General features: G+C 55.5%; 15 protein-coding genes. 10 read left to right on the top strand and 5 right to left on the bottom strand.

The genetic code is table 11. The annotated features are described in order from the left end of the window. Window positions 1-559: 559 nt before the first annotated feature. The 4 genes from hemY to hemC are packed head-to-tail and all read right to left on the bottom strand — an operon-like array spanning window position 560 to window position 4,600. Window positions 560-1,750 carry a protoheme IX biogenesis protein HemY gene (gene hemY / locus N5923_RS00915; RefSeq protein WP_267141612.1) on the bottom strand — a complete coding sequence of 397 codons (1,191 nt, stop codon included), beginning with the start codon at window positions 1,748-1,750 and terminating at the stop codon, window positions 560-562. Between the two features lie 2 nt (window positions 1,751-1,752). Further along, window positions 1,753-2,898, bottom strand: a complete 1,146-nt coding sequence (gene hemX, locus N5923_RS00910; protein WP_267141611.1) for a uroporphyrinogen-III C-methyltransferase — start codon at window positions 2,896-2,898, stop codon at window positions 1,753-1,755. Between the two features lie 23 nt (window positions 2,899-2,921). After that, on the bottom strand, window positions 2,922-3,662 hold the full coding sequence (gene hemD / locus N5923_RS00905; protein WP_267141610.1) for a uroporphyrinogen-III synthase: 741 nt from the start codon (window positions 3,660-3,662) through the stop codon (window positions 2,922-2,924). Continuing rightward, window positions 3,659-4,600, bottom strand: coding sequence for a hydroxymethylbilane synthase (gene hemC, locus N5923_RS00900; RefSeq protein ID WP_267141609.1), 942 nt, complete (start codon window positions 4,598-4,600; stop codon window positions 3,659-3,661). The genes hemD and hemC overlap by 4 nt, the downstream gene beginning before the upstream one ends. A 289-nt stretch (window positions 4,601-4,889) precedes the next feature. Between hemC and N5923_RS00895 the strand changes: the two genes are divergently transcribed. From N5923_RS00895 to N5923_RS00855, 10 genes are all read left to right on the top strand, one after another. Beyond that, window positions 4,890-7,439, top strand: a complete 2,550-nt coding sequence (locus tag N5923_RS00895) for a class I adenylate cyclase (protein ID WP_267141608.1) — start codon at window positions 4,890-4,892, stop codon at window positions 7,437-7,439. 135 nt (window positions 7,440-7,574) lie between these two features. Continuing rightward, window positions 7,575-7,778 carry an LPS translocon maturation chaperone LptM gene (lptM, locus tag N5923_RS00890; protein ID WP_267141607.1) on the top strand — a complete coding sequence of 68 codons (204 nt, stop codon included), beginning with the start codon at window positions 7,575-7,577 and terminating at the stop codon, window positions 7,776-7,778. 39 nt (window positions 7,779-7,817) lie between these two features. Further along, complete coding sequence (gene dapF / locus N5923_RS00885) at window positions 7,818-8,642, top strand: diaminopimelate epimerase (RefSeq protein ID WP_267141606.1); 825 nt, start codon at window positions 7,818-7,820, stop codon at window positions 8,640-8,642. Further along, the gene (locus N5923_RS00880) at window positions 8,639-9,343 is read left to right on the top strand and encodes a DUF484 domain-containing protein (protein WP_267141605.1); all 705 of its coding nucleotides are present in this window, start codon (window positions 8,639-8,641) and stop codon (window positions 9,341-9,343) included. The genes dapF and N5923_RS00880 overlap by 4 nt, the downstream gene beginning before the upstream one ends. Beyond that, window positions 9,340-10,248 (top strand): tyrosine recombinase XerC, encoded by a 909-nt coding sequence (xerC, locus tag N5923_RS00875; RefSeq protein WP_267141604.1) that lies wholly within the window; start codon window positions 9,340-9,342, stop codon window positions 10,246-10,248. Before N5923_RS00880 ends, xerC begins: the two co-directional genes overlap by 4 nt. Then, window positions 10,248-10,964, top strand: coding sequence for a 5-amino-6-(5-phospho-D-ribitylamino)uracil phosphatase YigB (gene yigB, locus N5923_RS00870; RefSeq protein WP_267141603.1), 717 nt, complete (start codon window positions 10,248-10,250; stop codon window positions 10,962-10,964). The genes xerC and yigB overlap by 1 nt, the downstream gene beginning before the upstream one ends. Before the next feature lie 59 nt (window positions 10,965-11,023). Continuing rightward, a complete protein-coding gene (gene uvrD, locus N5923_RS00865) occupies window positions 11,024-13,186 on the top strand; it encodes a DNA helicase II (protein WP_267141602.1) in 2,163 nt (720 codons plus the stop codon). An 85-nt stretch (window positions 13,187-13,271) separates the two neighbouring features. Continuing rightward, entirely contained in the window at window positions 13,272-13,328 is a 57-nt protein-coding gene (gene ysgD / locus N5923_RS24755) for a YsgD/CorL family protein (protein WP_407704357.1), read from the top strand. Between the two features lie 150 nt (window positions 13,329-13,478). Further along, window positions 13,479-14,432 (top strand): magnesium/cobalt transporter CorA, encoded by a 954-nt coding sequence (gene corA, locus N5923_RS00860; protein ID WP_017800662.1) that lies wholly within the window; start codon window positions 13,479-13,481, stop codon window positions 14,430-14,432. Window positions 14,433-14,551: 119 nt separating this feature from the next. Further along, a complete protein-coding gene (locus N5923_RS00855) occupies window positions 14,552-15,595 on the top strand; it encodes an AbrB family transcriptional regulator (protein WP_267141601.1) in 1,044 nt (347 codons plus the stop codon). Between the two features lie 31 nt (window positions 15,596-15,626). On the opposite strand, the gene N5923_RS00850 is transcribed toward N5923_RS00855, so the two are convergent. Continuing rightward, a complete protein-coding gene (locus N5923_RS00850; protein ID WP_267141600.1) occupies window positions 15,627-16,097 on the bottom strand; it encodes a thioesterase family protein in 471 nt (156 codons plus the stop codon). Window positions 16,098-16,221: the final 124 nt, after the last annotated feature.

Here is a 16,221-nt window from a genome sequence, read left to right as displayed (position 1 = left end):
GGCGTCCGCTAAAAACATCTTTGCGGCAATCCTTCCTCTCCTGACTATTAAAACCCGCTTTTGTCTCAATTGGGAGACGTATAACTATATGTTAATAAACGTATTTTCCTGATCTGACAATTGTTGTCGCCGATCGGAGACGTTGATTGGCTATGATGTGGGGTTTTGACGACACTGTTTATCTGCGTATTTATCTGTAAAACGATTTCTAACTTGATGAAAATAATCATATTTAGAAATAATTAATAAGATAACTGCCATCATGGCACGCATTATGCAATACTATGACTGTAGATGCTCATTCCACCTCTTATGTTCGCGCAAGCTTCATAAACCTGGGAATGATGCAGAGCCATTTTACGGTACCAGTTGTCCAGCCAGCCAATATCGTCAGTTGATCTTATTGGATCCCCGGGCACCACGTTGAGTCTGGTACCAATCGGTTGTCTTACCGACCTGATATTTACACCTGCCATCTGGCAGGTGTTTTTTTTGCCTGAATCCAGACGTAAAAAAGCCGGGCGAACCCGGCTAATTGTTATCTTCATTACCGACTGCGCTAAGGATTACTCTTTAACGTCAGCAGTAACCCGTCACGTCGCATCTGCGCCGCTTCTTCCGGCTTATGCTGACGATCCAGCGTATCTGCCAGCCAGGCATAATCAAAGGCATCAGGGCGCTGTTTTAACGCTTCACGGAAGGCTTCACTGGCTTGCTCCCACTCACCGTGCTTCATCAGCAGCTGACCCAGCGTGCTGTGCAGCAATGGAGTTGCGCCATGCTGTTTGATCTGCTGGCGCAGCGCTTTTTCCAGCTGTTCCGGATTGCCGGTTTTCAGCCGTGGCATCAACAACACCAGACGCTCGTCATACTGACGCTTCAAGCCGTCCAGCACGATAGCCTGAGCCGTATCATGGTCGTCGCATTCAATCAGATGATCTGCCATCGCCACCTGCAAGGCTGGTTCATGACGCGTTTTACGGCTCTGATCCTGCCACCAGCGTTTCAGGCCATCACTGCCCTGATCGGCCATCGCCTGATTCATTAAGCCCAGCCATGCCTGCTGCTGCAGGGCGGCACGATGATTGTCATCGGCAACCTGCGCTTTTTGCATCGAGGGCAGAATATCTGACAATGAACTCCAGGCGCCGGTACGAACATAAGCCTGCTCCGCCAGACGCAGCACTTCCGGATGACGCGGCGCCACTTCCAGCAGGCGATCAACACCATGACGTGCGGCATGATCTTCATTGCGCGCCAGCTGAATACGTACGCGGGTAATTTCAACCGGTAACTGATCACCCTGCGCCAGTTCGGCGGCGCGCTCCAGATGCTGATTGGCGCGTATTTCATCACCGCGCTGCTGCGCGGCTTCCGCAGCCAGCAGATAGTTCACTACCGGTTGTTCAGCATGATCGGCATTACGTGAAAGCAGCTTTTCCACCTGTTTGTAATCGCCTTCCGCCAGTTTCAGCATCGCTTCCTGCGTCTGCTTACGCGCCCGGCTGCGTTTACGGCCAAGGAACCAGCCACGCGTTCTGACGCCGGTACGCAAAATGCGGCGCAACAGCCACTCCACCGCCAGAATTACCAGCAACGCCAGAATCAGAATAATCACCAGGCCGGTGACGCTGGTTTCAATATTCCAGTTGTCGGTCTGAATCAGTACATATCCCTGGTGACCTGCGATCATCGGGCCGATGACCACACCGGCAATCAGCAGAAGGAAAAGCAAAAGTACTTTAAGCATGCTTATTCTCCCTGCTGCGGCTGCGGCTGCGGCTGATCGCCTGACGGCTGCGCCAGCAGATTGCGTACGCGCGTCTGCATCAGTTTATCCAGCATCGGCTGGCTCTGCAGGGCGTCCGGCACATCCATCGAGACACTCTGCTGGCTGAGATCATCCAGCTGAGCAAGGAAGGCTTTGGTTGAGGCGTCATTGGTATCAAACCAGGCGCGTACCCAGGTTGATACGGTATCAATCGACTGTTTATAGATCTCATCCTGATGGCGCGGCACCGCCTGGGCGGCAATCAGCAGGCGTGAGCGAATATTTTCACGCAGATAAACGTCCTGGTTCGGAGCCAGCAGCGGTTCCGCCGTATTGTCACGGCGACGCACGGTAATAAAGTCATCCATAAATTTGTGCCAGCTCTTCACCAGGTTCTGGCGCCACTCATGCAGCGACGAGGAGAGCTCAGTGCTGTCCTCATCCATTGGCGAGTCATCGCTGTCGGTGTCGGCAATACGTAAATTGTCGACGCCGTTAGCCAGCTGATTAAGTTTCAGGATAGTACCGTCATAATCCACCTGGCTGACCGCCGACAGATTACTGATATCCTGGGTCAGGGCACGACGCACTTCAATCAGGCTGGGATCATTCATATCCGCCAGGCTGGCATCGGCGCTTTTCAGCAGCGCGGCGGAAGTGGTGACATCCTGATCGCTCCACAGCTTACGTCCGGCCAGCTTCACCAGATAATCCGCCTGCGCCAGTAACCAGGTGCGCGAGTCGTTACCGGAGATGGTGGTGACTTTCTCTTTTAATTCATCCAGCTGCTGACTGGTGGCGGATTGCTGGTCGCGTGCGGTCTGCAATGCGCTGGTCTGCGCCGCAAGTTGCTCAGTGAGCTGCTGCTTGTCATTTTTTGACTGCTGTTGCAGTTCGGTCAGCTGATCCGCCAGCGCCTGAGTGGCTTCGGTCTGCAATTGCGCCTGGTGTTTAGCATTAATATACAGTCCGGCGCCCAGCGCCAGAGCGATGACAATTGCCAGAGCGCCCAACGCCATGCCGCTGTTTTTCGACTTCCGTGGCGGTTTTTGTTCCGCTGGCGCGGTGGTTTCTACCGCTGGGGTGGTCTCTTCAACCATGGCGGATGAATCTTTTTGTTCCGTCATTGTGGCACATCCCATCTTTAAGTTTATTGTAACGCGCGCAGCAGCGCGTCGTTATCGGCCCCATCGGCTACCGTAATTTCCTGCCAGCCAGACTCCCTGGCCAGGGTAGCCAAACGTTCACTGACGACCACCAGCCGACAGTGTAGTAACCATTCCTCACGATCGATCTCAGGGAACAGTAAATAGAGTTGCTGCAGCATCTCACCACTGGTTACCACCAGCGTATCAATGCCGCGTTCGCGCCAGCGACGTCCTTCAGTGTGGCCGTCGTAAAATTTGGCGCAACGCTGATAACATTCACAAAACGTTACTTCGGCGCCACGTTCAGTCAGCGTTTCTGCTAACAGTTCGCGGCCCCCATTGCCACGCAAAATCAGCGCGCGCTTGCCGGCAACGTGCATCAACGCAGGCAGCTGGACCAGGATTTCACTGCTTTCGCGCTGGCGTGGATATTCTACCTGATAGCCGGTGGCGGTATGCATCACCAGCGCCGTACTGCGACCTATAGCATAATAGTTCAGGCTGGCAGGCCATGTTACTCCGTGTTGACGGATGACCGGCTGCGCGAAGTGAATGGCATGCTGCGACAGAATAAACAGTAAATCCCCGGCAGCCAGGCTGGCCAGCTGCTGTGGCAGATCATCAAGATCGCGGCCAGGCGTAAATTCAATTAACGGCATGCTCCAGGCAACCTGTCCCAGGCCGCGCAGGCGACTGACCAGCTCTTCAGCAGCAGGTGATGGACGGGTTACCAGAATTGTCATACCGGCGGATTCCCCTGATAAACCTCAGCCAGAATCTCACGCGCGCCTTTATTCAGCAGCTCTTCGGCGAGGGAGATACCCATTTGTTCGGCATCGGCGCGGGGGCCACGGCGTTCACCGCAGATCATCTGTTTACCATCCGGCGAACCGACCAGGCCGCGCAGCCATAGCTCGTCGCCTTCCAGTAGCGCATAACTGCCGATCGGTACCTGACAGCCACCTTCCAGACGGGTATTCATCGCGCGCTCGGCTCTGACGCGCACCGAAGTATCTTCGTGGTTCAGGGCCGACAACAGGGTAATGGTGTGTTGATCGTCGAGACGACACTCAATCCCCACCGCGCCCTGGCCCACTGCGGGCAGCGACTCTTCCGCCGGCATCGCATAGCGAATACGCTGTTGTAAACCCAGACGGTTGAGGCCGGCCACCGCCAGGATAATCGCGTCATATTCACCGGCGTCCAGTTTGCTGAGACGTGTACCGACGTTGCCGCGCAGCGAGCGGATCACCAGGTCGGGGCGGCGTGCGCTAAGCTGACACTGGCGGCGCAGGCTGGAGGTGCCGACAATCGCGCCCTGTGGCAGCGCATCAACCGAGTCATAGTGGTCAGAGACAAAGGCATCGAGCGGATTATCACGCTCGCAAATTGTCACCAGCCCCAGCCCCTGCGGAAAATCGACCGGCACATCCTTCATTGAATGCACCGCGATATCCGCCCTGCCTTCCAGCATTGCCAGCTCGAGTTCTTTAACGAATAAGCCCTTGCCGCCGACTTTGGCTAAGGGTGTGTCGAGGATCACATCACCGCGCGTCACCATCGGCACCAGTTCAACAGCAAGCCCCGGATGGCAAGCCATCAGGCGCTGTTGTACATATTGTGCCTGCCACAAAGCGAGCGGACTCTGCCTGGTGGCAATTCTTAAAATTTTGTCTAACATGCTTCATACCGTTTTGATCGTTCATTGATTATCCTATCATTGATACGTGAAGGCTGTCAGTTTCAACGGCTTTTAAACGGTATGTCAGGGATGAGTACACCAGGCGGAAGGTTGATTGATCGTAAAACGTGCTAAACTGTGGGGTAGCGCAACTTTCTTTACGGTCAATCTGCCAGGTGTTAGATTGATCACGTTTCCAGCATTTATTCGCCCGAATATTTCTAAAGCAAAGGGTGGATGTCGGAAACCGGGTTTGTTTAAAAACACTGGGACAATCAGGCGAAACGTCTTGTACCTCTACATTGAGACACTGAAACAGAGACTGGATGCCATCAATCAGCTGCGCGTTGATCGTGCACTGGCTGCGATGGGACCTGCTTTCCAGCAGGTATACAGTCTGCTGCCAACCTTATTACATTATCATCATCCGCTGATGCCGGGTTACCTCGAAGGTAACGTTCCACATGGCATCAGCTTCTTTACGCCTGATGAAAACCAGATAAGCTATCTCAATGATTTAGAAGGTAAATCAGGTAAGAGCGCGGCGCTGCCCGCGCAAGGCGAACGGCCGATTACCGGTGTTTATTCGATGGGCAGCACCTCATCAGTAGGGCAGAACTTCACTTCTGACCTCGATATCTGGGTCTGCCACCAGTCCTGGCTCGATAATGGAGAACGCCTTAGCCTGCAGAAAAAGTGCACCCAGCTGCAAAAATGGTGCGCGGCGATGGGCGTTGAAGTCAGCTTCTTCCTGATTGATGAGAACCGTTTCCGCCATAATGAGAGCGGCAGCCTGGGTGGCGAAGACTGCGGTTCAACCCAACATATCTTACTGCTGGATGAATTCTACCGTACCGCAGTGCGGATGGCGGGTAAGCGTATTCTGTGGAATATGGTGCCGGGTGAAGAAGAAGAGCATTACGACGACTATGTGATGTCTCTCTACTCGCAGGGGGTGCTGACCCCTAATGAGTGGCTGGATCTCGGCGGTCTGGGCACGCTGTCGGCGGAAGAGTACTTTGGCGCCAGCTTGTGGCAGCTGTATAAAAGTATCGATTCGCCGTATAAAGCGGTGCTGAAAACCCTGCTGCTGGAAGCCTACTCCTGGGAATATCCGGATCCAAAACTGCTGGCGATGGATATCAAGCAGCGCCTGCATGACGGCGAAATCGTCTCCTTTGGCCTCGATCCTTACTGCATGATGCTGGAACGCGTCACACATTATCTGACCAGCATTGATGATCACGCGCGCCTTGACCTTGTGCGCCGCTGTTTCTATCTGAAAGTGTGCGAAAAGCTGTCGGAAGAGGGCGGTAAATCGGGCTGGCGTCGTGAAATTCTCGGTCAGTTGGTGAAAGAGTGGGGCTGGGATAACGAACGCCTGAGGATGCTTGATAGCCGCTCCGACTGGAAAATCGGCCGGGTACGTGAAGCGCACAACGAATTGCTGGATGCGATGATGCAGAGCTATCGCAATCTGATCCGCTTTGCCCGTCGTAACAACTTAAGCGTCAGCGCCAGCCCGCAGGATATTGGCGTGCTGACCCGTAAGCTGTATGCCGCGTTTGAAGCGCTGCCGGGCAAAGTGACACTGGTTAATCCGCAGATTTCGCCGGATCTTTCCGAACCGCATCTGACTTTTATTCATGTGCCCAATGGTCGCGCCAACCGCGCAGGCTGGTATCTGTATAATCAGTCGCCGGATATGGGGTCGATTATCAGCCATCAGCCGCTGGAATATAACCGCTATCTGAATAAGCTGGTGGCCTGGGCGTGGTTTAATGGTTTGCTGACCAGCAAAACGCGGCTGCATATTAAAGGCAATGAAATCTGCGACCTCGCGCGTTTGCAGGAGCTGGTAGCCGATGTGTCGCATCACTTCCCGCTGCGGCTGCCTTCGCCGACGCCAAAAGCGCTGTACAGCCCGTGCGAAATTCGTCATCTGGCGATTATTGTCAACCTCGAATATGACCCGACGGCGGCGTTTCGCAATCAGGTGGTGCATTTTGATTTCCGTAAGCTGGATGTGTTCAGCTTTGGCGAGCAGCAGCAGTGCTTAGTTGGCAGTATCGATCTGTTGTACCGTAACTCGTGGAATGAGGTGCGTACACTGCACTTTAATGGCGAACAATCGATGATTGAAGCGCTGAAAACCATTCTTGGCAAAATGCATCAGGATGCGGCGCCGCCGGATGCGGTGGAAGTGTTCTGTTACAGCCAGCACCTGCGCGGTTTGATTCGTACCCGGGTGCAGCAGCTGGTTTCCGAATGTGTCGAGTTACGCCTCTCCAGCACCAGCCAGGAGCCGGGACGCTTTAAAGCGTTACGCGTGGCTGGCCAGACCTGGGGACTGTTCTTCGAACGTCTCGGCGTTTCAGTACAGAAACTGGAAAATGCGGTTGAGTTTTACGGCGCAATTTCCAATAACAAACTGCATGGTTTATCGATCAAAGTCGAAAGCGAGACGCGCTTACCCAGCGTGGTTAACAACTATGCCAGCGAAGGAATCATCCAGTTCTTCTTTGAAGACACCAGTGATGACCACGGCTTCAATATCTATATTCTCGATGAAACCAACCGCATTGAGATTTATCACCACTGTGAAGGCAGCAAAGAAGATCTGGTGCGCGATGTCAGCCGCTTCTACTCGTCATCACATGACCGCTTCACCTACGGTTCCAGCTTCGTTAATTTCAATCTGCCGCAGTTTTATCAGCTTGTGCAGGCGGATGAGCGCTTACAGGTGATTCCATTTCGTAGCCAGACACTGACTCAGCTCTGTGCAACCGTCTCTGACAATGACCATACGGATTACCAGCAGCGTATCCAGATGCATTGATTAGCGCCGCCCCCCGGTGCTAAATAGTAAAAATGCGACAACGGCAGCAACATCGAATCGCCAATACCTGTTGCTTTTCAGAGTTCACCTGCGATGATAAGCAACCAGTAAGCATTAATCATGAGCCAAACGATAATGAACAAAAAGATATGCCAGCTGGCGATGGCGCTGGCGTTAGCGAGCCTGGTTGGTTGCGGTTTAAAAGGCCCGCTCTACTTTCCGCCGAAGGATCAGCCGCAGCAGGAACAGCAGCCTGCGCAGCAGACGACGCAGGATCCCACCACAACCCTGCAGGATGGTAGCGTTCAGAATCCAACGCCTGACCAGCCGGGTATGTAACTGACTGAGTAATCTATGGCGCATCCGGCGGAGCAGAAAATGCAGTTCTCCAAAATGCACGGCCTTGGCAACGACTTTATGGTCGTTGATGCTGTGACGCAAAATGTCTATTTTTCACCAGAGCTGATTCGCCGTCTGGCGGATCGTCATCTGGGGATCGGCTTTGATCAACTGCTGATCGTTGAACCGCCGTACGATCCCGATCTTGATTTCCATTACCGCATTTTCAACGCAGATGGTAGCGAAGTTGCCCAGTGTGGCAACGGCGCGCGCTGTTTTGCCCGCTTTGTGCGCCTGAAAGGCTTAACCAATAAGAACGATATCAATGTCAGCACCCAGACCGGGCGCATGGTGTTGAGTGTCACCAGCGACGATCTGGTGCGCGTGAATATGGGTGAGCCAAATTTCGAGCCGCAGCAGGTGCCGTTCCGCGCCAATAAAGCGGAGAACCTCTATCTGATGCGCATCGCTGAGCAGACCGTAATGTGTGGCGTGGTGTCGATGGGCAATCCGCACTGCGTGATCCAGGTCGACAACGTAAAAACCGCCGCGGTCGAAACCCTTGGCCCGGTGCTGGAGAGCCATGAGCGCTTCCCGGAACGCGTCAATGTCGGCTTTATGGAAGTAGTGAATCGCGAACATATTCGTCTGCGCGTCTATGAACGCGGCGCAGGTGAAACACAAGCCTGTGGCAGTGGCGCCTGTGCTGCCGTCGCCGTTGGCATTCAACAAGGTAAGCTCGCGGAGAAAGTCCGCGTCGATCTCCCGGGCGGCGCTCTGCATATCGCCTGGAAAGGGCCGGGTCATGCGCTGTTTATGACCGGACCGGCCACCCACGTTTACGACGGGTTTATTCATTTATGAAAAATGTCGGCGAACAGACCGCCAGCGAGGTGATGCTGGACGATCAGGCGGTGAGTGACTACCTGCGGCAAAATCCGGATTTCTTTATCCGCAACGCACGGCAGGTTGAACAGATGGTGATACCTCATCCGGTACGCGGCACTGTGTCGCTGGTGGAGTGGCATCTGGCGCGTCAGCGCAACCATATCGCCCAGCTCGAAGAAGAGATCACCTTGCTGATGGAGCAGGCCACGGCCAACCATCAACTTTTTGATCGTCTGTTAGCGTTGCAGAGCCATCTGGCAGCCGCACCGACGTTGCACGATATGCTGAACCGCCTGCATCGCTGGGCGCGTGAGCTGGGACTGGCGGGCGCCAATCTGCGCCTGTTCAGTGATAAGTGGCATATTGGCGCGCCGTCGGACTTCACTCAGCTGGCGCTTTCTCCGCAGGCATTTGAATCGGTGCGCATTCAGCGCATGGGTAATCAGCAACACTACCTCGGCAACCTCAACGGGCCGGAGTTACTGCTGCTGTTGCCACAGGCGAAAGCGATCGGCTCCGTGGCGATGTCGCTGATGGGCGATCGCGGCGATCTTGGCGTGCTGTTATTTAGCAGCCGTGATACCCAGCACTATCAGTCTGGGATGGGGACACTGTTACTGCAGCATCTGGCGCTGATGATGCCGGATCTGCTGTCGCGCTGGATTGAACGGGCATGAACAGCGACTCGCCTCTACAGCCAGCCGTAGAGGGTTTCCTGCGTTACCTGAAAGTGGAGCGGCAGCTAAGTCTGCTGACGCAAAAAAGTTACAGTCATCAGCTTAGCGTACTGGTGACGCTGGCGGATGAGATGAAAATCAGCGACTGGGCAAAGCTGGATGCGGCTCAGGTTCGCTCGCTGGCGGCGCGCAGCCGTCGCGCCGGACTGCAACCCGCCAGCCTGGCGTTGCGCCTCTCCGCGCTGCGCAGTTTTCTTGACTGGCTGGTCGGCCAGGGACAGTTAAAAGCCAATCCGGCGAAAGGCATTGCCACGCCGCGCGCGCCGCGCCACCTGCCGAAAAATATCGATGTCGATGAGATGAATCAGCTGCTGGAGATCGATCTTAACGATCCGCTGGCGGTACGTGATCGGGCGATGCTGGAAATTATGTATGGCGCCGGTCTGCGTCTGGCGGAGCTGGTCGGCATCGACTGCCGTCATCTTGATCTCGCCTCCGGCGAGGTGTGGGTGACCGGCAAAGGCAGCAAAGAGCGGCGGTTGCCGATTGGCGCCACCGCCGTCAGCTGGGTAGAGCAGTGGATGGCGTTACGCGACTTTTTTGCTCCGGACGACGACGCGCTGTTTTTATCCAGCCAGGGCAAACGTATCTCAATGCGCAACGTGCAGAAACGGTTTGCCGAGTGGGGCGTTAAACAGGGCGTTAACAGCCATATCCATCCGCATAAACTGCGCCACTCTTTCGCCACTCATATGCTGGAGTCGAGCGGCGATCTGCGCGCGGTGCAGGAGCTGCTGGGGCACGCCAACCTGTCGACCACTCAAATCTACACCCACTTAGACTTCCAACATCTTGCATCGGTTTACGATGCGGCACATCCCCGTGCGAAACGAGGAAAATCCTGATGCACTTTTACCGCCCCCTGCGACCAATTAAAGCGATTACCTTCGATCTTGACGATACCCTGTATGACAACTCCGAAGTGATTCGTCGCACCGCAAAAGAGTCCCATGCTTTCCTGCAGGGTTATCATCCGGCGCTGGCTGATTTCACTCCTCAGCAGTATCAGGCGTTGCGCGATAAGTTGTTGCAGCAGGAGCCGGAAATTTATCATGATGTGTCGGAATGGCGCCGTCGTGCGGTAGTTGAGGCGATGCTGAGTGTTGAACTCCCAGCGGTGGAAGCAGAAAAAGGTTCACGCGCGGTGATGGCTAACTTCGCCCACTGGCGCAGCCAGATTGAGGTGCCGGAAGAGACGCATCAGGCGCTGACGGCGCTGGCGCAACGCGTGCCGCTGGTAGCGATCACCAACGGTAATGCCGAGCCACATCTGTTTGGCCTTGACAGCTATTTCAAATTTATCCTGCGTGCCGGCCCGCACGGGCGCGCTAAACCCTGGCAGGATATGTATCAGCTGGCCGCGCAAAAGCTTGATCTGCCAATGGAAAATATTCTGCACGTTGGCGACGACCTGACCACCGATGTGGCCGGTTCGGTGCGCTGCGGCATGCAGGCCTGCTGGATTAATCTGCGTGGCGGCAACCTGATGCATATCGGCGACAGTCGTCTGTTACCGCACCTTGAAATTTCGCAGTTGGCATCGCTGACCGCGCTGGTATAATAACTGTTAATATATCCAGTAAAACGCCTGCGGGCGTTTTCCCTGCCTGAATGGTGCTTATGGACGTTTCTGACCTGCTCGACAGTTTGAATGACAAACAACGCGAAGCCGTGGCGGCGCCACGCAGCAATTTGCTGGTGCTGGCGGGCGCGGGCAGCGGCAAAACGCGTGTGCTGGTACACCGTATCGCCTGGCTGCTGGCGGTCGAGAACTGCTCGCCATACTCGGTGATGGCGGTGACCTTTACCAATAAAGCCGCCGCGGAGATGCGTCACCGTATCGAACAGCTGATTGGCACCAGTCAGGGCGGGATGTGGATCGGGACTTTCCATGGCCTGGCCCACCGTCTGCTGCGCGCGCACCATCTGGACGCCGCGCTGCCGCAGGATTTTCAGATTCTCGATAGCGAAGATCAGCTGCGGCTGTTAAAGCGCCTGATCAAAGCGATGAACCTTGATGATAAACAGTGGCCCGCGCGTCAGGCGATGTGGTACATCAACGGCAAAAAAGACGAAGGTTTGCGGCCAAAGCATATTGAGAGCTACGGCAACCCGATTGAGCAGACCTGGCTGCGCGTTTATCAGGCGTATCAGGAAGCCTGCGACCGCGCCGGGCTGGTGGATTTTGCCGAACTGCTGCTGCGTGCGCACGAACTGTGGCTGAACAAACCGCATATCCTTAATCACTATCGCGAACGCTTTACCAATATTCTGGTGGATGAGTTTCAGGATACCAACAATATTCAGTACGCCTGGATTCGCATGCTGGCCGGCGACAGCGGGCGGGTGATTATCGTGGGTGATGATGACCAGTCGATCTACGGCTGGCGCGGCGCGCAGGTCGAAAATATTCAGCGCTTCCTCAATGACTTTACCGGCGCGGAAACCATCCGTCTGGAGCAGAATTACCGTTCAACCAATAACATTCTGAAAGCGGCCAATGCCCTGATCGCCAACAATAATGGCCGTCTGGGTAAAGAGCTGTGGACCGATGGCCTTGATGGCGAACCGATCTCCCTCTACTGCGCGTTTAACGAGCTGGATGAAGCGCGTTTTGTGGTTAATCGCATCAAGGTGTGGCAGGAGAACGGCGGCGCGTTAAATGACTGCGCGATTCTCTATCGCAGCAACGCCCAGTCGCGCGTACTGGAAGAAGCGCTGTTGCAGACCAGTATGCCCTACCGCATTTACGGCGGTATGCGCTTCTTCGAACGTCAGGAGATCAAAGATGCGCTGGCCTATCTGCGTCTGATGGCCAACCGTAATGACGATGCTGCCTTTGAGCGTGTGATTAATACCCCGACTCGTGGTATAGGTGACCGCACCCTTGATGTGGTGCGACAAACCTCGCGCGATCGGCAAATGACGCTATGGCAGGCGACGCGCGCCTTGCTGCAGGAAAAAGTACTGGCGGGTCGCGCCGCCTCGGCGCTGCAACGTTTCTGCGAACTGGTGGATTCCCTGGCGCAGGAAACCGCGGAGATGCCGCTGCATGTGCAAACCGACCGGGTAATTAAAGACTCCGGCCTGTGGATTATGTATGAGCAGGAAAAAGGTGAGAAGGGCCAGGCGCGCATCGAAAACTTAGAAGAGCTGGTCACCGCCACGCGTCAGTACAGCTATCAGGATGAAGATCAGGATCTGATGCCGTTACAGGCGTTTCTCTCCCATGCGGCGCTGGAGGCCGGTGAAGGCCAGGCGGACAAATGGCAGGATGCGGCCCAGCTGATGACTATGCATGCGGCGAAAGGTCTGGAGTTTAGCCAGGTGTTTATCGTCGGTATGGAAGAGGGGATGTTCCCGAGCCAGATGTCGCTGGATGAGGGCGGCAGGCTGGAGGAGGAGCGTCGGCTGGCCTATGTTGGCGTCACGCGCGCGATGCAGAAACTGACGCTGACCTATGCGGAAACGCGCCGGCTTTATGGTAAGGAAGTGTATCACCGTCCGTCACGATTTATTGGTGAGCTGCCGGTTGAGTGCGTCGACGAAGTGCGTCTGCGTGCCAGCGTCAGCCGTCCGGTAAATCATCAACGTCTGGGGACGCCGGTAGCCAGCAATGACAGCGGTTTTGCCCTCGGACAGCGAGTGCGCCACAGCAAGTTTGGCGAAGGTACTATCGTGAATATGGAAGGCAGCGGCGAACACAGCCGGCTGCAAGTGGCCTTTCAGGGACAGGGGATCAAATGGCTGGTGGCGGCATACGCCCGACTGGAAACGGTCTGACGCCACGCTTGCCGGGTGGGCCGCTTGACGCCTTTTTCGTCTCAGCGTAACATGCGCCCACGATTACCCTAAGAGGACATTCGCCTTGGACACACCCAGTCGATACTGGCTCAATAACCTGTTTAGCAGGTGCAACGCCTAAGGCTATCCTCTTAAATGCTGGTAGCCTTCGTGGTTGTCAGCGACCCCGCATTTCCCGTCGCTTGAGTTAGCACTATCACTGACTGAAACGTCATCGTTTCCCGTGTTCTGGCGCAATGTCCCATTTGTTACTGCAATTGGGAGTACTGCTATGCTGAGCGCATTTAAACTGGATCAAAACCGTTTATCCCGTCTGGAACTGGATGACGAGTCAGACTCACTGACCTCATCGGTCTGGGTGGATCTCGTTGAGCCGGAAGAGAATGAACGTGAGCGTGTCCAGTCTGAATTAGGCCAGAGCCTTGCAACCCGTCCTGAACTGGAAGATATCGAAGCTTCGGCGCGTTTCTTCGAAGATGAAGACGGTCTGCACATTCACTCCTTCTTCTTCTATGAAGATGCGGACGATCATGCCGGTAACTCCACCGTCGCGTTTACTATCCGTGAAGGGCGTCTTTACACCCTGCGTGAGCGAGAACTGCCCGCATTCCGCCTCTACCGTATGCGCGCGCGCAATCAGGTGCTGATCGACGGTAACGCCTTTGAGCTGCTGCTGGATCTGTTTGAAACCAAAATCGAACAACTGGCGGATGAGATCGAAAACGTCTACAGCGATCTGGAAAAGCTGAGCCGGGTGATTATGGAAGGCCAGCAGGGCGATGAGTTTGACCGCGCGCTGTCGACGCTGGCGGAACTGGAAGATATTGGCTGGAAAGTGCGTCTGTGTCTGATGGATACCCAGCGTGCGCTGAACTTCCTGGTGCGTAAAGCGCGTCTGCCGAATACGCAGCTGGAGCAGGCGCGGGAAATCCTGCGCGATATCGAGTCGCTGTTGCCACATAATGAATCGCTGTTCCAGAAGGTGAACTTCCTGATGCAGGCGGCGATGGGCTTTATCAATATTGAGCAGAACCGTATTATTAAAATCTTCTCAGTGGTCTCGGTGGTGTTCCTGCCGCCAACGCTGGTGGCCTCCAGCTACGGGATGAACTTTGAGTTTATGCCGGAGTTAAAATGGAGCTTCGGTTATCCCGCCGCCATCACCCTGATGATCCTCGCCGGTCTGGCGCCTTACGCTTACTTTAAACGTAAAAACTGGCTGTAAGCGCGGGTTCCCTCCCTCATAATATGGGGGAGATACCGTCTTGCCATTTGATGCTGGCACATCTTGTGACATCCGCGTAAGTTATAACCTCTTCTTTTCCCAACGCAAGTTTGCTTAATATGGAACGGCTGTCACTCAGGCTGCAATGGTTTATCCTGCTCAGCGTCTCGCTGCTGTTGGGTTTTTTGCTGCAATATTTCCACGTCCCCGCTGCGCTGTTACTGGGGCCAATGATTGTTGGCGTGGTGATGGGGTTGTCCGGCGCGACCTTACGGATTGATAAGCGGCTGTTTATTCTGGCGCAGGCGATCCTCGGCTGCATGATTGCGCAAAGCCTCTCCCCTTCGATTCTTACCCCACTGATCGCTGACTGGCCGGTAGTGCTGGCGGTGCTGGTGCTGACGCTGGCCGCCAGCGGGCTGTCGGGTTTTTTGCTGGTGCGCTTTAGCGATCTGCCCGGCGCTACCGGTGCCTGGGGATCGTCGCCTGGCGGCGCTTCGGCGATGGTGGCGATGGCCGGTGAATATGGCGCCGATGCGCGGCTGGTGGCGTTTATGCAGTATCTGCGCGTGCTGTTTGTCGCCACGGCAGCGGCGGTCGTGGCGCGTATTGGACTGGGCGACAGCGCGCAAAGCGCCGCGCCGCAACTGTGGTTTCCGCCGCTGGATATGCGTTTTGCCGGCACGCTGGCGGTGGCCTTTGGCGGCGCCTGGCTGGGCCAGAAATTCCGTATCCCCTCGGGCGCCCTGCTGTTGCCGGCGCTGTTTGGCGCCGTACTGCATGCCAGCGGCACGCTGTCGTTGCAGGTGCCGGAGTGGCTGCTGGCGCTGGCCTATGCACTGATTGGCTGGAGCGTTGGCTTGCGCTTTACCAAACCGATCTTCCGGCTGGCACTGCGCACCCTGCCGCAAATGATATTGTCGATTATTGGTCTGATGCTGTTATGCGGCGGTATGGCCTGGATGCTGACGCGGCTGCTGCATGTCGATCTGCTGACGGCTTACCTGGCAACCAGCCCGGGCGGGCTGGATACTGTGGCAATTATCGCCGCGGGCAGCCAGGTGGATATCGCTTTTGTGATGGCGCTCCAGACCTTACGCCTGTTCACGATTCTGCTTACCGGCCCGGCGATGGCGCGTTTTATTTCACGCTACGCACGATAAAACCTGTCGGGCGGCGTTCTCGCCGCCCGTATTAGCCAATCAGATAGGTCGCGGTGGCGCTGGCAATATACACCCCTGCGTCGTTATGCAGCTCCACGCGCGCTACCGCCACTTTATTGCCGCCGCGCAGCAGGCTGCTGCTGGCGGTAAAGCGCTCGCCGCGTCCCGGGCGCAGATAGTCGACGCGCAGATCGATGGTGCCCATCCGTGACAGCCGCTGACGCAGCTCCTCTTCGTTAATACGCTCCTGGCGGGTCAGGGTATTACTGACACACACCAGCCCGGCGGCAACGTCCAGCACCGAAGCAATCACGCCACCGTGCAGTATCTTTTGCGCCGCATTACCGACCAGCATCGACTGGTTGGCAAAGCCTAACTCGGCGTAATCCGGCTCCAGGCGATCAAGCGTCAGGCCAAGGGCGCGGTTAAACGGCATATCATAGACAAAGATCTCACCAATCAGACGGCGCGCAGCGTCCTGAGTTAATAAAGTACCCGGCATGTGATGACTTCCTGAAGGCAATTATGGCGAACTAAAATGTTAATATTTTGGTTATCTTATGCTTCTGTCGGGCTGCTTTCCAGTTTCCGCAATCAGCGCTAATGTTGGGCGGTTTTTGTGTGTA

Source organism: Winslowiella arboricola (assembly GCF_025527015.1).
Lineage (GTDB): Bacteria > Pseudomonadota > Gammaproteobacteria > Enterobacterales > Enterobacteriaceae > Erwinia > Erwinia arboricola.
This window is presented reverse-complemented; position numbering and strand designations above follow the sequence as displayed.

Coding starts and splice junctions, on each gene's coding strand:
- hemY (WP_267141612.1), bottom strand. CDS start 1,750: ATGCTTAAAGTACTTTTGCTTTTCCTTCTGCTGATTGCCGGTGTGGTC.
- hemX (WP_267141611.1), bottom strand. CDS start 2,898: ATGACGGAACAAAAAGATTCATCCGCCATGGTTGAAGAGACCACCCCA.
- hemD (WP_267141610.1), bottom strand. CDS start 3,662: ATGACAATTCTGGTAACCCGTCCATCACCTGCTGCTGAAGAGCTGGTC.
- hemC (WP_267141609.1), bottom strand. CDS start 4,600: ATGTTAGACAAAATTTTAAGAATTGCCACCAGGCAGAGTCCGCTCGCT.
- lptM (WP_267141607.1), top strand. CDS start 7,575: ATGAACAAAAAGATATGCCAGCTGGCGATGGCGCTGGCGTTAGCGAGC.
- dapF (WP_267141606.1), top strand. CDS start 7,818: ATGCAGTTCTCCAAAATGCACGGCCTTGGCAACGACTTTATGGTCGTT.
- N5923_RS00880 (WP_267141605.1), top strand. CDS start 8,639: ATGAAAAATGTCGGCGAACAGACCGCCAGCGAGGTGATGCTGGACGAT.
- xerC (WP_267141604.1), top strand. CDS start 9,340: ATGAACAGCGACTCGCCTCTACAGCCAGCCGTAGAGGGTTTCCTGCGT.
- yigB (WP_267141603.1), top strand. CDS start 10,248: ATGCACTTTTACCGCCCCCTGCGACCAATTAAAGCGATTACCTTCGAT.
- uvrD (WP_267141602.1), top strand. CDS start 11,024: ATGGACGTTTCTGACCTGCTCGACAGTTTGAATGACAAACAACGCGAA.
- corA (WP_017800662.1), top strand. CDS start 13,479: ATGCTGAGCGCATTTAAACTGGATCAAAACCGTTTATCCCGTCTGGAA.
- N5923_RS00855 (WP_267141601.1), top strand. CDS start 14,552: ATGGAACGGCTGTCACTCAGGCTGCAATGGTTTATCCTGCTCAGCGTC.
- N5923_RS00850 (WP_267141600.1), bottom strand. CDS start 16,097: ATGCCGGGTACTTTATTAACTCAGGACGCTGCGCGCCGTCTGATTGGT.